General features: G+C 70.1%; 15 protein-coding genes. 4 read left to right on the plus strand and 11 right to left on the minus strand.

Translation table 11 applies throughout. The annotated features are described in order from the left end of the window. Nucleotides 1–112 precede the first annotated feature (112 nt). Entirely contained in the window at nucleotides 113–3,193 is a 3,081-nt protein-coding gene (locus tag BO221_RS23005) for a serine/threonine-protein kinase (RefSeq protein ID WP_073562627.1), read from the plus strand. Further along, the gene (locus BO221_RS23010; protein ID WP_073562628.1) at nucleotides 3,190–4,071 is read left to right on the plus strand and encodes a sigma-70 family RNA polymerase sigma factor; all 882 of its coding nucleotides are present in this window, start codon (nucleotides 3,190–3,192) and stop codon (nucleotides 4,069–4,071) included. Before BO221_RS23005 ends, BO221_RS23010 begins: the two co-directional genes overlap by 4 nt. Here BO221_RS23010 and hisIE read toward each other — a convergent pair. From hisIE to hisG, 9 genes are read right to left on the minus strand one after another with little or no spacing between them, the layout of a single operon-like run. After that, complete coding sequence (gene hisIE / locus BO221_RS23015) at nucleotides 4,049–4,696, minus strand: bifunctional phosphoribosyl-AMP cyclohydrolase/phosphoribosyl-ATP diphosphatase HisIE (protein WP_198956167.1); 648 nt, start codon at nucleotides 4,694–4,696, stop codon at nucleotides 4,049–4,051. The two genes, BO221_RS23010 and hisIE, sit on opposite strands and share 23 nt — an antisense overlap. After that, entirely contained in the window at nucleotides 4,696–5,469 is a 774-nt protein-coding gene (gene hisN, locus BO221_RS23020; RefSeq protein ID WP_073562630.1) for a histidinol-phosphatase, read from the minus strand. Before hisN ends, hisIE begins: the two co-directional genes overlap by 1 nt. Beyond that, nucleotides 5,470–6,228, minus strand: coding sequence for an imidazole glycerol phosphate synthase subunit HisF (gene hisF / locus BO221_RS23025; protein ID WP_073562631.1), 759 nt, complete (start codon nucleotides 6,226–6,228; stop codon nucleotides 5,470–5,472). A 1-nt stretch (nucleotide 6,229) separates the two neighbouring features. Then, nucleotides 6,230–6,766 carry an imidazoleglycerol-phosphate dehydratase gene (locus tag BO221_RS23030; protein ID WP_073562632.1) on the minus strand — a complete coding sequence of 179 codons (537 nt, stop codon included), beginning with the start codon at nucleotides 6,764–6,766 and terminating at the stop codon, nucleotides 6,230–6,232. Then, nucleotides 6,763–7,476, minus strand: coding sequence for a HisA/HisF-related TIM barrel protein (locus BO221_RS23035; RefSeq protein WP_073562633.1), 714 nt, complete (start codon nucleotides 7,474–7,476; stop codon nucleotides 6,763–6,765). Before BO221_RS23035 ends, BO221_RS23030 begins: the two co-directional genes overlap by 4 nt. After that, entirely contained in the window at nucleotides 7,473–8,066 is a 594-nt protein-coding gene (gene hisH / locus BO221_RS23040) for an imidazole glycerol phosphate synthase subunit HisH (protein WP_073562634.1), read from the minus strand. Before hisH ends, BO221_RS23035 begins: the two co-directional genes overlap by 4 nt. After that, on the minus strand, nucleotides 8,063–9,100 hold the full coding sequence (locus BO221_RS23045) for a histidinol-phosphate transaminase (RefSeq protein ID WP_198956162.1): 1,038 nt from the start codon (nucleotides 9,098–9,100) through the stop codon (nucleotides 8,063–8,065). Before BO221_RS23045 ends, hisH begins: the two co-directional genes overlap by 4 nt. Further along, complete coding sequence (hisD, locus tag BO221_RS23050) at nucleotides 9,097–10,398, minus strand: histidinol dehydrogenase (protein ID WP_073562635.1); 1,302 nt, start codon at nucleotides 10,396–10,398, stop codon at nucleotides 9,097–9,099. The genes BO221_RS23045 and hisD overlap by 4 nt, the downstream gene beginning before the upstream one ends. Then, nucleotides 10,395–11,249, minus strand: a complete 855-nt coding sequence (hisG, locus tag BO221_RS23055) for an ATP phosphoribosyltransferase (protein WP_073562636.1) — start codon at nucleotides 11,247–11,249, stop codon at nucleotides 10,395–10,397. Before hisG ends, hisD begins: the two co-directional genes overlap by 4 nt. Nucleotides 11,250–11,552: 303 nt before the next feature. Here hisG and thiO point away from each other — a divergent pair, with 303 nt between their 5' ends. After that, nucleotides 11,553–12,662, plus strand: coding sequence for a glycine oxidase ThiO (gene thiO / locus BO221_RS23060; RefSeq protein WP_073562637.1), 1,110 nt, complete (start codon nucleotides 11,553–11,555; stop codon nucleotides 12,660–12,662). A gap of 111 nt (nucleotides 12,663–12,773) precedes the next feature. Then, entirely contained in the window at nucleotides 12,774–14,096 is a 1,323-nt protein-coding gene (locus BO221_RS23065; protein WP_073562638.1) for an HD domain-containing phosphohydrolase, read from the plus strand. A gap of 150 nt (nucleotides 14,097–14,246) precedes the next feature. Here the strand turns inward: BO221_RS23065 and BO221_RS23070 are convergent, their stop codons facing one another. Both BO221_RS23070 and BO221_RS23075 read right to left on the minus strand, forming a co-directional pair. Continuing rightward, entirely contained in the window at nucleotides 14,247–15,005 is a 759-nt protein-coding gene (locus tag BO221_RS23070) for a DUF5953 family protein (protein ID WP_369865400.1), read from the minus strand. Next, nucleotides 15,002–15,958, minus strand: a complete 957-nt coding sequence (locus tag BO221_RS23075; RefSeq protein ID WP_233166219.1) for a DUF6310 domain-containing protein — start codon at nucleotides 15,956–15,958, stop codon at nucleotides 15,002–15,004. Before BO221_RS23075 ends, BO221_RS23070 begins: the two co-directional genes overlap by 4 nt. Nucleotides 15,959–16,483: the final 525 nt, after the last annotated feature.

Consider the following 16,483-nt stretch of genomic DNA (forward strand, 5'->3'; position numbering starts at 1 on the left):
GAGAGCGCGAGCCGGGCGGCGTCCAAAGAATCGACCGCGAAAACCCCGGAAAGTTTCTAAAATCTCCATAGTTTGAGGAAATTCAAGGGGTTCGGGTTATCCTGTGAGAAGGATGGAATGCCCGAACGAGACAACGCTGAGCGATTTCCTCTCGGGATTTCTTTCCGACGAGCGCCGGGCCGAGGTCCGGGACCACATCCTGTGCTGTCCCGAGTGCGAGCGTGTCCTGGCGGCGGGACAGAGCTCGGGGCCGGCCGGTCCGGCCGAGGAGGAGGAAGCGCCGCTCGCGCGCAACAGCACCATCGGGCGCTATGTGGTGCTCGCGTTGCTGGGCCAGGGGGCCATGGGCGTCGTGTACGCCGCGTATGACCCCGAGCTGGACCGGCAGATCGCCCTCAAGCTGTTGCGTGCCCGGGGCCAGGAAGCCCACGAGTTGAAGCAGCGGCTGCTGCGGGAGGCCCAGTCACTGGCCCGCCTCTCGCATGCGAACGTGGTCGCCATCTATGACGTGGGCACCTGCGAGGAGGGCGTCTTCCTCGCGCTGGAGCTGGTGGAGGGGGCCACGCTGGCCGGGTGGCTCGAGCGGCCCCACACCTGGCGGGAGGTGCTCCGCGTCTTCCTGGAGGCGGGCCAGGGGCTGGCGGCCGCGCATGCCGCGGGACTCGTCCACCGGGATGTGAAGCCCAGCAACATCCTGGTGGGAAACGATGGCCGGGCCCGCATCACGGACTTCGGCCTGGCCGGGCCCCCCAACCGCAACGGCAAGGCGCTCTCCCCCGCCTCCGAGGACCCGGCGGCGGAGGACGTGTCGACGGGCTCGCTGACCCGCACGGGTGCGCTGGTCGGAACCCCGGCCTACATGGCACCCGAGCAGCTCCAGGGGCAGCGGGCCGACGCCCTCAGCGACCAGTTCTGCTTCTGCGTGGCCCTCTACGAAGCCCTCTTCGGGGTACGCCCCTTCGCGGGCCACGACCCGGAGGAGCGGCTCCGCTCCATGCGGGAAGGACGGGTCCAACCTCCGTCCACCCGGTGCCAGGTTCCCGCGGGGGTGCGGCGCGCCATCCTCAGGGGCCTGCGCTACGACCCGGCGGACCGTCACGCGTCGATGGAGGCGCTGCTGTCCGCCCTCCAACCGCGCTCGCGGCACGCCCTGCCCTGGGTCGCGGCGGTGCTCGCCGTCCCACTTCTCCTCGTCCTGGTGAACGGCACCCTCACCCGGCGCCGCGAGGTGCAATGCCAGCGAGAGGTGGACCGGCTCGCCGAGGCATGGAGCCCCGAGCACCACGAGCGCGTCAGGGCGGCCCTCCTGGGCACGCGCAAGCGATACGCGGCGGATGTCTGGGAGAAGGTCTCCACGGCGCTCGATGCCCACGTCACGCAATGGCGCACGCTCCGGATGGAGGCCTGCCTCTCGGCCGAGGCCGGAGAGAATCCCTCCGCCTGGCAGACGACCACCTGTCTCGACACCCGGATGTGGCAGCTCTCGGCCACCGTGGAGACGCTCGAGAGAGCGGACGAGCAGATCCTGGAGAAGGCCTCCCAGATGGTGGGGGCGATCGAGGGGCTTTCGGTGTGCCGGGATGCACCAGCGCTCTCGGCCCGTCCCCAGCCGCCGGATGCCCTCCGCCCGCGAGTGGACGCGGCCCGGCGCCGGCTCGCGGAGGTTCGAGTCCAGCTCGAGGCGGGCAGACATCCCGAGGCACTCGCCACCACCTCCGCGCTGCTCGAGGAGGTCCGGACGCTCGACTTCCGGCCCCTGGAGGCCGAGGTGCTCCTCGAACATGGGCATCTCCACGGGCTCACCGGCAAACACAAAGAGGCCGAGGAGATCCTCTACCGGGCCCTCTGGGCGGCGGAGGCCAGCCGGGATGACGAGGTGGTCGTGCGGACCTGGAGCGTGCTGGTCTGGCTCGTCGGGGAGCAGCTCGCGCGCGCCGACGAGGTGGACCGCCTGGCGAAGCATGCCCGGGCGGCGCTGGAGCGGCTGGGAAGTGAGCGCGCTCCCACCATCACCACCGAGCTGCACCTGCGGCTGGGCGGCATGCTGGTGGTGCAGGGGCGGCTGGAGGACGCGGAGCGGGAGCTCACCCAGGGCCTGGAGCTGGCCCGCGGGCTCCAGGGGCCCGACAGCCTGCTCGCCGTGCGCTTCCTGTCCCAGATGGGGCGCATCCGCTCGCAGCAGATCCGCAACGCGGATGCCCTGGAGTTGTTCCGCGAGGCGCAACGGGTCCGCGAGCGCCTGCTGGGGCCGGATCATCCCGGCCTCGCGGTGTACCTGAGCAACACGGCCGTGGCGTTGATCAACCTGGGACGCCGCGAGGAGGCGATCGAGGCCTGGCGCCGCTCGCTCCGGCTCCAGGAAGTGGCCCACACGCCGGATCATCCGAGCCTCGCCGGTCCGCTCAACAACCTCGGCGTCGCCCTGCGGAAGGAAGGCCGGCTGGAGGAGTCCCGCGGGTACCTGGATCGGGCGCTCGCCATCATGGAGCGGAGCAAGGGCAAGGACCACCCCGATACCATGCTCGTGCTGTGTGCCCTGGGCCAGTGGTCCATGGATGCCCAGCGAACGGAGGAGGCACTGGAGTGGTTCGAGCGTGCGCTGAAGAGCGTCCAGACCGCGCTCGGCCCCGAGACACCGAGAGCCGCCCTGCCCCTGGCCTACCGGGGGCTGCTCCACCTGCGAGCCAACCGCCTGCATGAAGCCCGGAGTGATCTGCTGCGTTCCCTCGAGCTGTCCGAACAGGTGAGGGGCAAGAAGGGCGCGTCGGGCAGCTCGACGATCCGGGTCCTGGCCGAGGTGGAGCTCGCCAGCCGCAATCCGAAGCTGGCGCTCGAGTACTGCCAGAAGTCGCAGGCACTGGATGAGGCGGCGCAGGGGCCCGCGGCGCCCGACGTCGCGCTCGGCCTCATCTGCCAGGCGGAGGTCTTGCTGACGTCGGGAGAACCCCGGCGGGCCGTCCCCCTGATCGAACGGGCGCGGGACATCCACCGGCAGGCACCGAGGGACCGGAGCGATTCGGCATGGGCCACCTTCATGTTGGCCCGGGCGCTCGCCGAGCAGAGTCCTCCCGAGGCCGGACGCGCCAACGCGCTGGCCCAGGAGGCCCGGACGGAGCTGGAGGCTCTGGGAGCGAGGGGTCACCGGAAGCTGAAGGCGGTCTCCGACTGGCAGCGGCAGCGAGGAACACCATGAGCGACGAACAGGGTGAGGCGTGTCTCTCGGCTTTCCTACCGCCCGCGCAGCGCACCCGTCTGGAGCGGGTGGACGGCCTGGAGACCGTGCTGCGCACGCACCTGACCGCGGGGCGGGCGGCATGGCCCTCCGTCGTGCTCGCCCCCGAGCGTTTCATCCCGTACCTGGCGCTCCAGGTGCCGGACGAGGACGCGGCCCTGTGGTTCCCCCGGTTGCACGGTGGGGACCTCTACCTGGCGCGAGCCTGTCTGGATGGAGCACCCGAGGCACTCCGCACCTTCGATCAACAGGTGCTGCGCAAGGTCCCCGCCCGGCTGGGGCCTGGCGCGGCGGCGCAGGCGGACGAGCTCCTCCAGATCCTGCGCGAGCGGCTGCTCGTGGGCCGGGGTGATGAACAGCCCAAGCTCGCGCTCTACTCCGGCCGGGGCCCCTTGCTGTCCTGGGTGCGTATCGCCGCCGAGCGCATCCTGATCGCGCTGCACAAACGCGAAGGACACCAGGAGCGCTTCGAGGAACTGCCCGAGGAGACGCTGAGCCGGATGTTGTGTCCGGAGGATCCGGAGCGACTGGTGACGACCGAGGACGCCCGACAGGCGTTGACGGAAGCGCTCCGGCGGGCCACCGCGGCGCTCGCCGAGCAGGAGCGCAGCCTGCTGCGCCTGCACCACGTGCATGGCTTCACCATGGACCGGCTCGCCCGGATGTTCGGAGAGCCGCGCTCCAGCGTCGCGTACCGGGTGACCCGTGCACGCGAGCGCCTGCTCCGGCTCATCCGGGCGGAACTCACGTGCAGGCTGGGCCTGGGGGAAGCGGAGCTGGAGAGCTTCCTCGGACTGATCCGCAGCCAGTGGGACGTCAGCCTCCACCGGTGGATGTAGCTTTCGCCGCGGGAGGGGGTGTCCGTCCCGCCCGGCGCGCGAGCACCGCCTTCACGTCATCCAGCGTGATGCCCAGCGGCCGCACCGCCACCAGCACATGGTAGAGCACGTCCGCGGCCTCTTCCGTCGCGCGCTCCTTGTCCCCATCCGCGCACGCCGTCACCAGCTCCGCCCCCTCCTCGCCGATCTTCTTCAGGCGCAGGTTGCGGTCGTCCAGGAGCCGCCGCGTGTAGCTCGGCTTCTCCCCCGGCTCCGGAGCCTTCGCCGCGCGCTGGGTGATGGTCCGATCCAGCTCGACGAGCGCGTCCACCGGACCGGTGTCGAAGCAGGTCTCCGCCCCGGTGTGGCACGCCGGGCCCGCCTTCGTCACGCGCGCCAGCACCGCGTCCCCGTCGCAGTCCGCCGTCAGGGACACCACGCGCTGCACGTTCCCGCTCGTGCCACCCTTGTGCCACAGGCCCCGCGTGCGCGAGCGGTAGTACATCTCGCCCGTCTCCAGCGTCTTCTCCAACGCCTCACGGTCCGCGTGCGCCACCATCAGCAGGTCGCCCGAGTGCGCGTCCTGCGTCACCACCGTCACCAGCCCGTTGCCCTTGGTGAAATCCAGCTTCGACAAGTCCAGCATCATGCCCTCTTGGCGCCCAGCAGCTCGCGCACCTGTTCCGCGAGCGCCGCGTTCGTCGCGATTCCATTGCCGCCGAACGAGGTCCTCGCCCCCGTCCAGTCCGTGAACACTCCGCCCGCCTCCTCGACGATGGGCTGCAGGGCCGCCGCGTCCCAGGGAGACAGCAGCTCGTCCACCATCACCTCCGCCCGGCCCGTGGCCAGCAGCAGGTAGCCGTAGCAGTCACCCCAGGTGCGAGCCACGGCCGCCTTCGCCGTCAACGTCCGCCACTTCGCCCCGCGATCCGGGTGCACCAGGAAACGCTCGTCCGTGGCCAGCACCAGCGCGCGGGACAGGTCCGCCTCCGCCGACACCCGCGTCCGCTTCCCGTTCCACCAGCACCCCTGCCCCGGCGCCGCCACCAGCATCTCCCCCACCGGCGGGAAGTACGCCGCGCCCGCGAGGATCTTCTCGCCCTCCGCCACCGCCACCAGCGTGCCCCACAGCGGCACGCCCCGGATGAACGTCTTCGTCCCGTCGATGGGGTCCAGGATCCACCGGCGCTTCGCCCCGGCCCGCGTCCCGCCGAACTCCTCCCCGAGGATGCCGTCCTCGGGGAAGCGGGCCTCGATCCACTCGCGCGCCGTCTTCTCGGCGGTCTGGTCCGCCACCGTCACCGGCGTGCCGTCACCCTTGGTGTCCACCGTGACGCCCTGGCGGAAGTAACCCAGGGCCACGTCCCCCGACTTGCGAGCCACTTCCTCCGCCGCCTGCAACAACGTCTGCGCATTCATTCAGAGGCTCCTGATCCCGAGGCCGCTCTTCTGGAGCAGCTCCTTGATCGCCCCGACGGTGGTGACGCCGTCGTGGAGGATTCCCGCCACCAGCGCCGCCTCCGCCTTCCCCTCCTGCAACGCGGCCCGGACATGCTCCGCGTTGCCCGCACCACCCGAGGCGATGACCGGAACGTCCACCTGCTCGGCGATCGTCCGCGTCAGCTCCAGGTCATACCCCGAACGGGCTCCGTCCCGGTCAATGCTCGTGAGCAGGATTTCACCTGCCCCACGTTTCACGCACTCGCGCGCCCACGTCACCGCGTCCAGATCCGTGGCCTTCTTGCCGCCGTGGGTGTACACGCGCCACCGGCCGCCATCCCGCTTCGCGTCGATGCTCGCCACCACGCACTGGGCGCCGAAACGCTCGGCGCACTCGGTGAGCACCTCGGGACGGGCCACCGCCGCCGAGTTGAGGCTCACCTTGTCCGCGCCCGCCCGCAGCGCCCGGCCCACGTCATCCACCGTGCGCACGCCACCGCCCACCGTGAGCGGGATGAACAGCCGCTCCGCCGTGCGGTGCACCAGGTCCCACAGCGTGCCGCGCTCCTCGTTGCTCGCGGAGATGTCGAGGAACGTCACCTCATCGGCGCCCGCCTCCTCGTAACGCATGGCCAGTTCCACGGGGTCTCCCACGTCCCGAAGACCCTCGAACTGGACGCCCTTCACCACGCGTCCACCCTTCACATCCAGACAGACGATCAGCCGCCGCGTGAGCATCTCACTTCACCTCCAGGGCGACCGCGCCCTTCGTGCTGAACACCACGCCCGAGTCCACCATCGCGTCCCGCAGCGCCATGCCGAGCGCCTTGAAGGCCGCCTCCGTCACGTGGTGGCTGTCCTTGCCGCGAAGAATCCGCAGGTGCAGCGTCACCCTGGCGTGCTCGCAGAACGAGCGCATGACGTGCTCGTACAGCTTGTTGCGCAGGGGGCCCCGGTAATAGAAGCGCCCGGCCACGTCGATGCAGGCCTGCACCAGCGCGTCGTCCATCGGGATGGTGCGCTCGCCGTATCGGGCCGCCGTGGCGGGAATCACCTTGTTCACCGCCGTGCCCAGGGTGATGGCCACGTCCTCCATGAGGTGGTGCCGCAGGTCGCCGCGGGCGTGCAGCGTCAGGTCCAGGCCCGCGTAGCGCGCGAACGTGGACAGCATGTGATCGAAGAAGGGCAGCCCCGTGTCCACCTTGGCGATACCCTTGCCCAGGGCGATCTCCACGGTGACCTTCGTCTCCTTCGTCTCGCGAACGATGGTGGTCATGCGAACTCCCGTGCCACCTCGGTGGCGTCCAACCTGCCCGTGTACAGCGCCATGCCGATGACGGCCCCGAAGGCCCCCACGCGCCCGAGGGCCCGCAGATCCTCCACCGTCGTCACGCCACCCGAGGCGAACAGTGGATGCCGGCTCGCCCGGACCACCTCCTCCAAGAGCGGCAGATCCACGCCCTCCATCTGCCCTTCCTTGTGCACCGCCGTCACCAGCAGGCCACCCAGGGCAAGGGGCTCCAGCGTCCGCAGCACGTCGGCGATGTCCAGAGCACTGCCCGACGTCCAGCCGCGCGTCACCACCTCGCGGCCCTTCACGTCCGCGGCCACCACCACCCGGCCAGGGAAACGTCCAGCCAGCTCGGCCAGCCACGCCGGGTCCTCGATGGCCTTGGTGCCCACCACCACGTAGGAGGCGCCCAGCGCGAGCACCGCCTCCGCCTTGGCCGTGCTCCGCACGCCGCCGCCCACCGAGAAGGTGAGTCCCGGCTCATGGGACAGCAGCTTCCCGATGGGGCCCTCGTTGGAGCCCTTGCCGAGCGCGGCGTCCAGGTCCACCACGTGGAAGGTCTTGAAGCCGAACGAGCGCCAGCGCTTCAGAGCGTCCAGCGGATCCTTCACCCGCACCCGCTCGTCGGCGTAGGAGCCGCCCACCAGTTGCACACAGGCGCCCTCGCGCAGGTCGATGGCGGGAATGGCGATCACGTCCGCACCTCCTCGAGGAAGGCCTGCACGAAGCGCACGCCGGCCGCCGAGCTCTTCTCCGGGTGGAACTGCACGCCGAGCACCTTCCCGCGCCGCACCGCCGCGGGGAAGCGGTCCTCCTCGTGCGTCGTCCAGCCCACCACCACGCCGGGCTCCTCGGCGCGGCAGACGAAGCTGTGCGCGTAGTAGACGCTGCTCAACTTCGCGCTCTTCAGGGCGGTGTCCTCCTCCACCGAGTTCCACCCGATGTGGGGCACGCGCCGCGAGCGCAGCTTCGTCACCCGGCCCTTGAAGAGGCCCAGGCCCTCGCCGCCGCCCTCGTCGCTGGTGTCGAACATGAGCTGCATGCCCAGGCAGATGCCCAGACACGGCAGACCGGCCTCCACCGCGCGCCGCATCTGCTCACGGCCCGGTGCCAGCCGCGCCGCCGCCGCGCCGAAGGCTCCCACGCCCGGCAGCACCAGCACGTCCGTGTCGAGCGCCCGGATCGGATCCTCCTGCACCCGTACCTCCACGCCCGGCGCCGTGGCGAGCGCCTTGGCCAGCGAGTGCAGGTTGCCCGCTCCGTAGTCGAATAGTGTCACTCTCACCGCAGCGTCTCCCGCAGCGCGCCGAGCGCCGCCTCCATCTGGTTCCACGGGGCGCAGCCGATGCGCAGCGCGTCCCCGATGCCCTTCAGTCCCTGGAATGCACGAACGTTCACGTCCCGCTGCCGCATCCGCTCGGCCACCGCGGGGGCGCCGGGCAGCGGCACCATCACGAAGTTGGCCTCGGACGGCAGCGTCTTCAGCCCCAGCTTCCCGAGCTCGTCCACCAGCCGGGCGCGGATGGCCAGCGCCTCCTCGGCCCGGGCCTTCATCCACGGCACGTCCTCGGACAGCACCGCGGCGGCGATGCGCTCGGACAGGCCCGTCACCTTATAGGGACCCCGGGCCTTCTCCACCTCGTTGATCAGCGTGGGGTTGCCCACCGCGTAGCCCACCCGCAGGCCCGCCAGCCCGAAGGCCTTGGACAGCGTGCGCGTCACCAGCACGTTGGGCCGCGAGGCCAGGTCCAGGTGGCTCTCCCGGGCGAACTCGGCGTAGGCCTCGTCGAGCAGGACGATGCCGGGCGCGTGGTCGATCAACCGCTCCAGCGCGGCCCGCGAGGCCACCGTGCCCGTGGGATTGTTGGGCGAGCACACGTAGAGGAGCTTCGCCCCCGTGGCGAGCAGCCCGTCCACGTCGATGTCGAGATCCGCCTTGAGCGGCACCGCCGCGTAGCGCAGGCCGTTCACCTTCGCGAAGTAGGACATCATCACGAAGGTGGGGTCCGGGAAGGCGATGACCTCACCCGGCTCCAGGAAGGCGCGCAGGGTGCTGTCGATGACGTCGTCCGAGCCGCACCCGGTGGTGACGCGCGAGGGGTCCACGCCCGTGTAGCGGGCCACGGCCTGCTTGAGCTCCGGCGCGTAGCCCACGGGGTAGCGGCTCACCTGCGAGACCACCGTCTCGCGCAGGATGCGCTCGGCGGCCGGGGGCATGCCGAAGAGGTTGGTGTTGTCGCTCAGGTCCACACCGCACTTCACCTTGGAGGGCGAATACAGCGGAATGTCCCGGTAGGAGGCGCGCGAGGGCAGGCTCATGACTTCCTCCAGCCGCGAGCGGCGTCGGCGTGGGCGAAGAGTCCCTCGCTGTCGGCCAGCAGGCCCACGTCGTCGGCGAGCCGGGCCGCCGCGTCACGAGTGACGCGCTGGTAGGTGGTCCACCGGTAGAAGTCGAGCACGCTCAACCCCGAGTACGCCCGGGCCAGGCCCGCGGTGGGCAGCACGTGGTTGGCGCCCGTCATGTAGTCGCCGTAGGCCACCGAGGCGTACTGGCCCACGAACACCGTGCCCGCGTTGCGCGCCTTGGGCAGGTCCTGCAGGGGCGACGTGGTGGCGATGAGCAGGTGCTCGGGAGCGAACTCGGCCACGAAGGGCCAGGCCTCCTCCAGCGAGTCCACGCTCAGCACCGCGCCGCGCTCGCTCAGGGCCTTGGTGACGATCTCCTGGCGCTTCGCCCGGGCCGCCGCCCGCTCCACCGCCGAGGCCACCGCCTTGGCCAGCACATCGCCCACCGTCACCGTGACGCAGCAGGCATCCGGATCGTGCTCGGCCTGGGCCAGCATCTCGCGCGCCACCGCCTCGGGGTCCGCCGAGCTGTCCGCCACCACGAGGATCTCACTCGGGCCGGCCGGCGCGTCGATGGCCACCGCGTCCACCACCTGCAGCTTGGCCGCGGCCACGTACGCATTGCCGGGACCAACGATCCGGTCCACCCGGGGCACGCTCTCGGTGCCGTAGGCCAGGGCCGCCACCGCGCCCGCCCCACCGAGGGCGAAGACGCGATCCGCGCCGGCCAGCGCCGCCGCCGCCAGCACGCCCGCCGAGGGCCTCCCGTCCGGACCCGGCGGCGAGCAGACGATGACCTCGCCCACCCCGGCCACCTTCGCGGGCACCACGCCCATCAGCACGCTGCTCGGGTACACGGCGCGGCCACCCGGCGCGTACACCCCCACGCGCCCGAGCGGATCCGGCCGGCGGCCCACGATGATGCCCGGCTCCGTCTCCACCTCGGTGGCCTGGGGCTTCTGCGCCGCGTGCGCCTTGGCGATGTTGCGCGCCGCGCGGGCCAGCGCGTCCTTCAGCTTCGGCTCCAGCAAGGCCAGCGCCTCCTCGCACACGGAGCGCGGCACCTCCAGGGACTGCAACTCCGCGCGATCGAACTCGCGCGCCATCTCGCGCAGCGCCCTGTCTCCGTTCCGGCGCACGCGGGTGATGATGTCCGCGGTGCGCTGCGCGACGCGGGCATCCGACGTGCCCGTGCGGTCCAACAGGCGGCGGCGGGCCTCGGGAGACAGCGCGGCGAGCCGTCCCCGGTATTTGATGAGGGAGGGGTTCACGGCATCAGCCTCTCGATGCGGGTGACGAGGATGCCCTCGCAGCCCAGGCTCTTCAGGGCGGCGATGGTGCGGTAGATGCTCTTGGCGGGCACCACGGCGTGCACGGCCACGAAGTCCCCGCCCTGCACGTCCACCACGGTGGGGCCATTGAGGCCCGGCAGCACCTCGCGCACGTTGGGCAGCACGCGGCGCGGCACGTTGGCCATCAGGTAGCGCTTGCCCCGGGCCGCCAGCACCGAGCTCAGCGCCTGCCGCAGCTCCTCCAGCTTCGCCGCCGCCTCGGGCGAGTGGTTCTTCCGGGCGATCAGCCGCGCGCTCGACTGAACGACGGTTCCCACCTCGCGCAGGCCATTCATCTTCAGCGTCGAGCCCGTGGACGTCAGGTCCACGATGATGTCCGCGATGCCCAGGTGCGGGGCGATCTCCGTGGCGCCCGACACCGGCACCACCGTCACGTTCTGCCCGCGCTTCACGAAGAACTCCTGCGTCAGCCGCGTGAAGGACGACGCCACCCGCACCCCATTCTGGATGTCCTCGAGCTTCTGGATGCCGCTCTCCTCGCGGGCGGCCACCACCAGCCGGCACCGGCCGAACTCCAGGTCCATCAACAGCTCCAGCTCGCGGCCGGACTCACACACCAGATCCCACCCGGTGACACCGGCGTCCGCCGCACCATCGGCGACGAACTCGGGGATGTCCTGGGCGCGGACGAAAATGGCCTCGAACTCGCCGCCGAGCGACGCGGTGAGGGCTCTCTCTCCCCGGACCTTCACTTCCAGGCCGGCATCGTTGAACAGCTCGCGAACCTCCTCGGAGAGGCGGCCTTTGTTGGGCAGGGCGATCTTCAGCATCGTGGGTACCTGAGGGGTGGGAGGACGAGCGCGGAAACGAAAAAAGCCCGTCCTGGGTGGGACGGGCTTCCGTTCACTGCTGCGGATGCATCGGGGGGCGTCTTCTACGCGTCAACCCAGGCATGCGCATGGCGAGCGGTCCCGTCAGGGGGCCGATGATGATGCGCATGGTGATGGTGGTTGGACGCGAAACGCACGGGACTCTTAAGTAATGGAGAACCCCCCGGTTCGTCAACCCGGCCTTCTCACAATGCTGGAAAACCCCGCTTGCAAACCCCTCCTCGGGCGAGCACAAGCGGCGCGATGCGTGACACCAGCGTGATCATCGTGGGTGGGGGGGTGATGGGCTGTGGCATCGCCCTGAGACTGCGCCAGGCCGGCGCCCGGGTGACGGTGCTGGAGCGCGCCATCCCCGGGGCGGAGGCCTCCAGCGCGGCGGGTGGCATCCTCGCGCCCCAGATGGAGTCCGAGGGCCCCGGGCCCTTCCTCGAGCTGTGCCTGCGCAGCCGGGCCCTGTACCCGGACTTCGCCGAGGAGCTGCTGGCCCTCACGGGCGTCAACGTGAACTACCTGCCCAGCGGTCTGCTGCACCTGGCCTTCGACGAGGCAGGCGCCCGCCGCCTGGAGGCCACCGTGGGCTGGCAGCGTGCGCTGGACCTGCGCGCGGAGCTGCTCGGCCCGGCCGAAGTGCGCGCCCTGGAGCCCCAGCTGGCTCCCCAGGTGGTGGCCGCCGCCCGGTACCCGGACGACCATCAGGTGGACAACCGGCTGCTCACGCGGGCCCTCACCATGGCCGCCGCGAAGGTGGGTGCCACCTTCCGGACCGGCTACGTGCGCGGCGTGGTGGAGGAGAAGGGACGCGTGGTGGGGGTGGACCTGGACGGGGAGACCCTGCGCGCGGACGCCGTGGTCATCGCCGCCGGCTCCTGGTCCGGCCTGGTGCAGGGCGTGCCGGTGGATCCCCGCATGGTGCGCCCGGCCCGGGGGCAGATGGTTCAGTTGCAGACGCGGCTGCCGCTCTTCTCTCACGTCGTCTTCTCCGACAAGGGCTACCTCATCCCCCGGTCGGATGGCCGGATCCTCGCTGGCAGCACCCTCGAATTCGCGGGCTTCGAGAAGAACGTCACCGCCGAGGGGCTGCACCGCATCCTGTCCCTGGCCATGGAGTTGTGCCCGGCGCTGGGCTCGGCCCCAGTGCAGGAGACCTGGGCGGGCCTGAGGCCCTACACCGACGATCACCTACCCATCCTGGGGGCCGGACCCCTGCCCGGCCTCTTCCTGGCCACCGGCCACTTCCGCAACGGCATCCTCCTGGCCCCCATCACCGCCCGGCTCATGGCCCAGGCCGTCCTCGGGGAAACATCCTCCCTGGACCTCACACCGTTCCGTTTCGAGCGCTTCCCCCGCCGCTGAGCCGCCGGGGAGACATTCCACCCCCCGGAGAACCCAGCCGGGCGGCCAGGGACGTCGAAAATCCTCGTCGGGTTGGCCTTCCGTGGCCCGATCCTCCTAGAATCCCCAACCGTGGAAGCCATTCCTCCCGTACCTCCCCGGATCCTGATCGTCGACGACGACGATTCCGTGCGCGACGTCATCTCCGTCCTCCTCAGGGAGGAGGGATACAACTGCGTGGTGGCCAGTGGCGCCGAAATGGCCCTGGACCTCGCCAGTCAGGAAGAGACGCCGCTGGTCATCAGCGACATGAAGATGCCGGGCAAGGATGGCCTGTGGCTGCTCGAGCAGCTGCGCGAGCGCTATCCGGACACCTCCGTCATCATGCTCACCGGCTACGGCGACACCGAGTCCGCCGTGGACTGCCTGCGCCGGGGCGCTGTCGACTACCTCCTCAAGCCGCCCAAGCTCACGGATCTCATCCGTGCCATCGAGCGGGCGCTCGCCAAGCGCCGCATCGAGCTGGCGCGCAAGCGCTACCAGAAGAAGCTCGAGCGCAAGGTGCGCGACCGCACCACCGAGCTGCGCAACGCGCTGCGCGACATCGCCCACACCTACCAGTCCACGCTGCTGGCGCTGGTGGCGGCGCTGGACGCGCGCGAGCACGAGACGTCGGACCACTCGCAACGCGTGGTGCGCTACACCAGCGCCGTCGCCGAGCGCATGGGCATCAAGGGCCAGGAGCTGGAGGAGATCGGCCGCGGCGCCCTGCTGCACGACATCGGCAAGATTGGCGTTCCGGACGCCGTGCTGCTCAAGCCGGGCAAGCTCACGCCCGAGGAGTGGCAGGAGATGCGCAAGCATCCGGACATCGGCTTCCAGATGATCCAGAACATCCCCTTCCTGGCCACGCCGGCGCAGATCGTGCTGTCGCACCAGGAGCGCTGGGATGGGCAGGGCTACCCGCGCAACCTGCGGGGGCAGGAGATCCACATCGGCGCGCGCATCTTCGCCGTGGCGGACACCCTGGACGCGATGACGAGCGATCGGCCGTACCGCAAGGGCACCACCTTCGCCAACGCCATCGCGGAGATCACCCGCTGCGCGGGCACGCAGTTCGATCGCGACGTGGTGCGGGCCTTCCTGGACATCGGTGAGCAGGCGCTCATCAAGATCAAGGAGGACATGCAACTGCGGAAGCTGACGCTGGTGCAGGCGGAGGCGCAGGCCCAGGAGGCCGAGGCCACCCTGGCCCGGCTCACGGATGACCTGGACGACATCGACCAGAGCATCCCCGGCCCGAGCAGCCCGGGTCCGGCGCCTCGAGCCACCAGCCCCGCGTCCCCTCCTCCTCCCGCGCCAGCGGTGGGGACCGCGTCCACGGCCAGCCGTCCGGAGCAGCCCGTGGTGCTGTCGGTGCTCGCCGGGGGCCGCCAGGGTAATTCACGCGACTGAGCGCTCCTCCGGCTCCCAATGGACTTCAGGTGTAGACATCTACACCTGGATCACTGGCTGGCGCGGGCGGTGAAGGCATCGTGCTCCACCGCCTGAACGCACTGCGACGGCAGCCCCGGCTCCGAGGTCTCCTCGGGCCGGGGTTTTTTCTCACGCCTCCGAGCGCCCACCAATCTCCGGGAAGCGAGCGTAGGCTCGCTTGAGGGCCTCGAGGTGCTCGGGCTTGTCCAAGTCGAGCGGCGCCGCGGTGAGACTCACCACCCATCCCCCCGACGCAGTGCGCCTGGCGCGCGACAGCAGCTCTGCGTCGCGCGAGGGGTCCGGGAAGCCGATGGCCTCCGAAGCCGCAGCCGACCAATAGTTAATCCACCCAAGGTATCTGGGAACTCTGGGCGAGCGGATGTTCCACGGGAGCTTGAGCATTGGCAGGCCATGGGGCGGCCCGTCAGGATTCCCGGACTTCGGCCCTACTTGCGCTGCGATGACGAGCCTGACGGGGCCGGGTGCCACAACGCCCCACCGGCCTCGCACGCCTTCCCCGACATTCTGCAGCATGTCCACTGCCGCAGCGACAACGGCCTCGTCCTGCGGGAGCTTCGCGTGAACAGTCAGCAGCGGCTCGCCCCCTGGACTCGAAATCGCGCTCTCGTGCCGGCCACCCATTGTCACCGGGTAGGTCTCGTCGCCATTGCACAACAACCCAAACTCGCCGTCCGCTACCGACGCAGACAGCCACGCCGCCCGCTGAGGGAGCGCGATGGGCCGTCCCGCTTTCGACAGCCGCCACGCCAGCCGCAACCCGGGCAGTGCGCGCTCCATCCCCTCGACAGCCGCGAGCGGGCGTCCGTCGTCTCTGGTGAGAGCCGGCGCAAAGACGTGGAGATACAACTCTGCTTGAGCGGTCATCATTTGCACCCCGTGACGACGATATCAAAGCTGTCGTCTTCCTTCAGGAGCGCGGCCTTGTGGGCCTCGCTGATCACCCCGACCTTGAAGGAATACCCACAGGCCAGAGCGATAGCGCGGTACACCTTGAGCTCCTTAATCTCCTTCTCGACCGTAATCTGCTTCAAAAAGTCGCTGTAGTCGTCGAAGTACTCGACCTTGATCTCCCACAGCACCCGCACTCCCACCTGAAGCGCGTCGAAGTTCTTCCCATCAACCTGTGCATCCTTCCCGGGCCAGCGGTTGGGCGGATACCAGTCGGCGCACGAGTTGTGCGCCTTGTTGCCGCCCTTGTGCGGCACCGGGATGGCCGCGCACTTGCGCTCACGTTCCCTGTCGGTGGACTCGGGGGCCGGCCCTGGCGGCCAGTCCTCGCCGGTGGGCTTAGGCTTGGGACGCCGCTTCTTCTTGAGCTCCGGCGGAGCGGGCTTCGTCTCTACCACCGGCACTGCTTCCGGCACGGGCCGTGTCTCCGGCACGGGCAGCGTCGGCGGCGGCCGCACCTGGGGACGGCCCCGCTTCTCGTACGCCTCCAGCGCCTCTGAAATGGCGAAGCCCACCACCACCACGCCCACGACAACCACCGCGCCCACGGCCAGCTCGGGCGCCGCGAGGACACAGAGCCCGATGCCCAAGACCCCGGCGCCGGCGGAGGCGACCGAGCACCGCCCCGTGGTGTCCCTGAACCGCACCCGCTCGTGGTCGAGCGCGTAGTAGCACCGCTCCACCAGGTCGGCCCATGGCTGGCCCGCCTCCTCAACGACGCACCGGCCGCCGTCCGTCCAGGGCAGCTTCGCCGCGCGCCGGAGGTTGGTGACCACCAGGTCCTCGCGCAACACCTCGGCCGCCGCCTGGGCACCACCCCCACGCCGCCAGCTGCGCGCCGTGCCAGTGCGTATTCCGGCGAAGTGGAACACTCGTTCCGGCCATGTGGAACAGTCGGAGCGTCAGCGACGCTGGCCGGGGTTCACTTCGTCCCCTTCTTGGAGCCGGTCAAATTCCTATCCGGGTCGCGCACCGAGTCGCCGCTCGCCCGAGGCAATCGCCTCCACACCACGACATGACAAGCACCACGCCCCTGCCGCATGGGCTGAGCGTGACCCCCTGGAGTTCAGAGAAACAAGGCAGGAGCGGTCAAGCCAACAGATAGGGAGGAAAATCCCCCTCCTCTCAGGTAGGAAGGGATTCAAACTGGAGACGCGCGCAACCCGGACTGCTGCAGCGGCAGCGACTGAGCGCCCCTCCGGCACCTACCGGACTTCAAGTGTAGATATCTACACCTGAAGATGTACTCCAAACACCCACACCAAGTGTAGACATCTACACCTGTACCGCGCCAGAAGCCGCACGTTGAGAGGCACGACGCAGCTCCGCATGAGCCGTCAGCACACGCTCCGACGCAGGGAGAGCCGTCGAGTCATGTTAGCCTCCGAACCTCGGAG

Origin of the sequence: Archangium sp. Cb G35, from assembly GCF_001896145.1 — a bacterium.
Classification (GTDB): Bacteria; Myxococcota; Myxococcia; order Myxococcales; family Myxococcaceae; genus Archangium; species Archangium violaceum.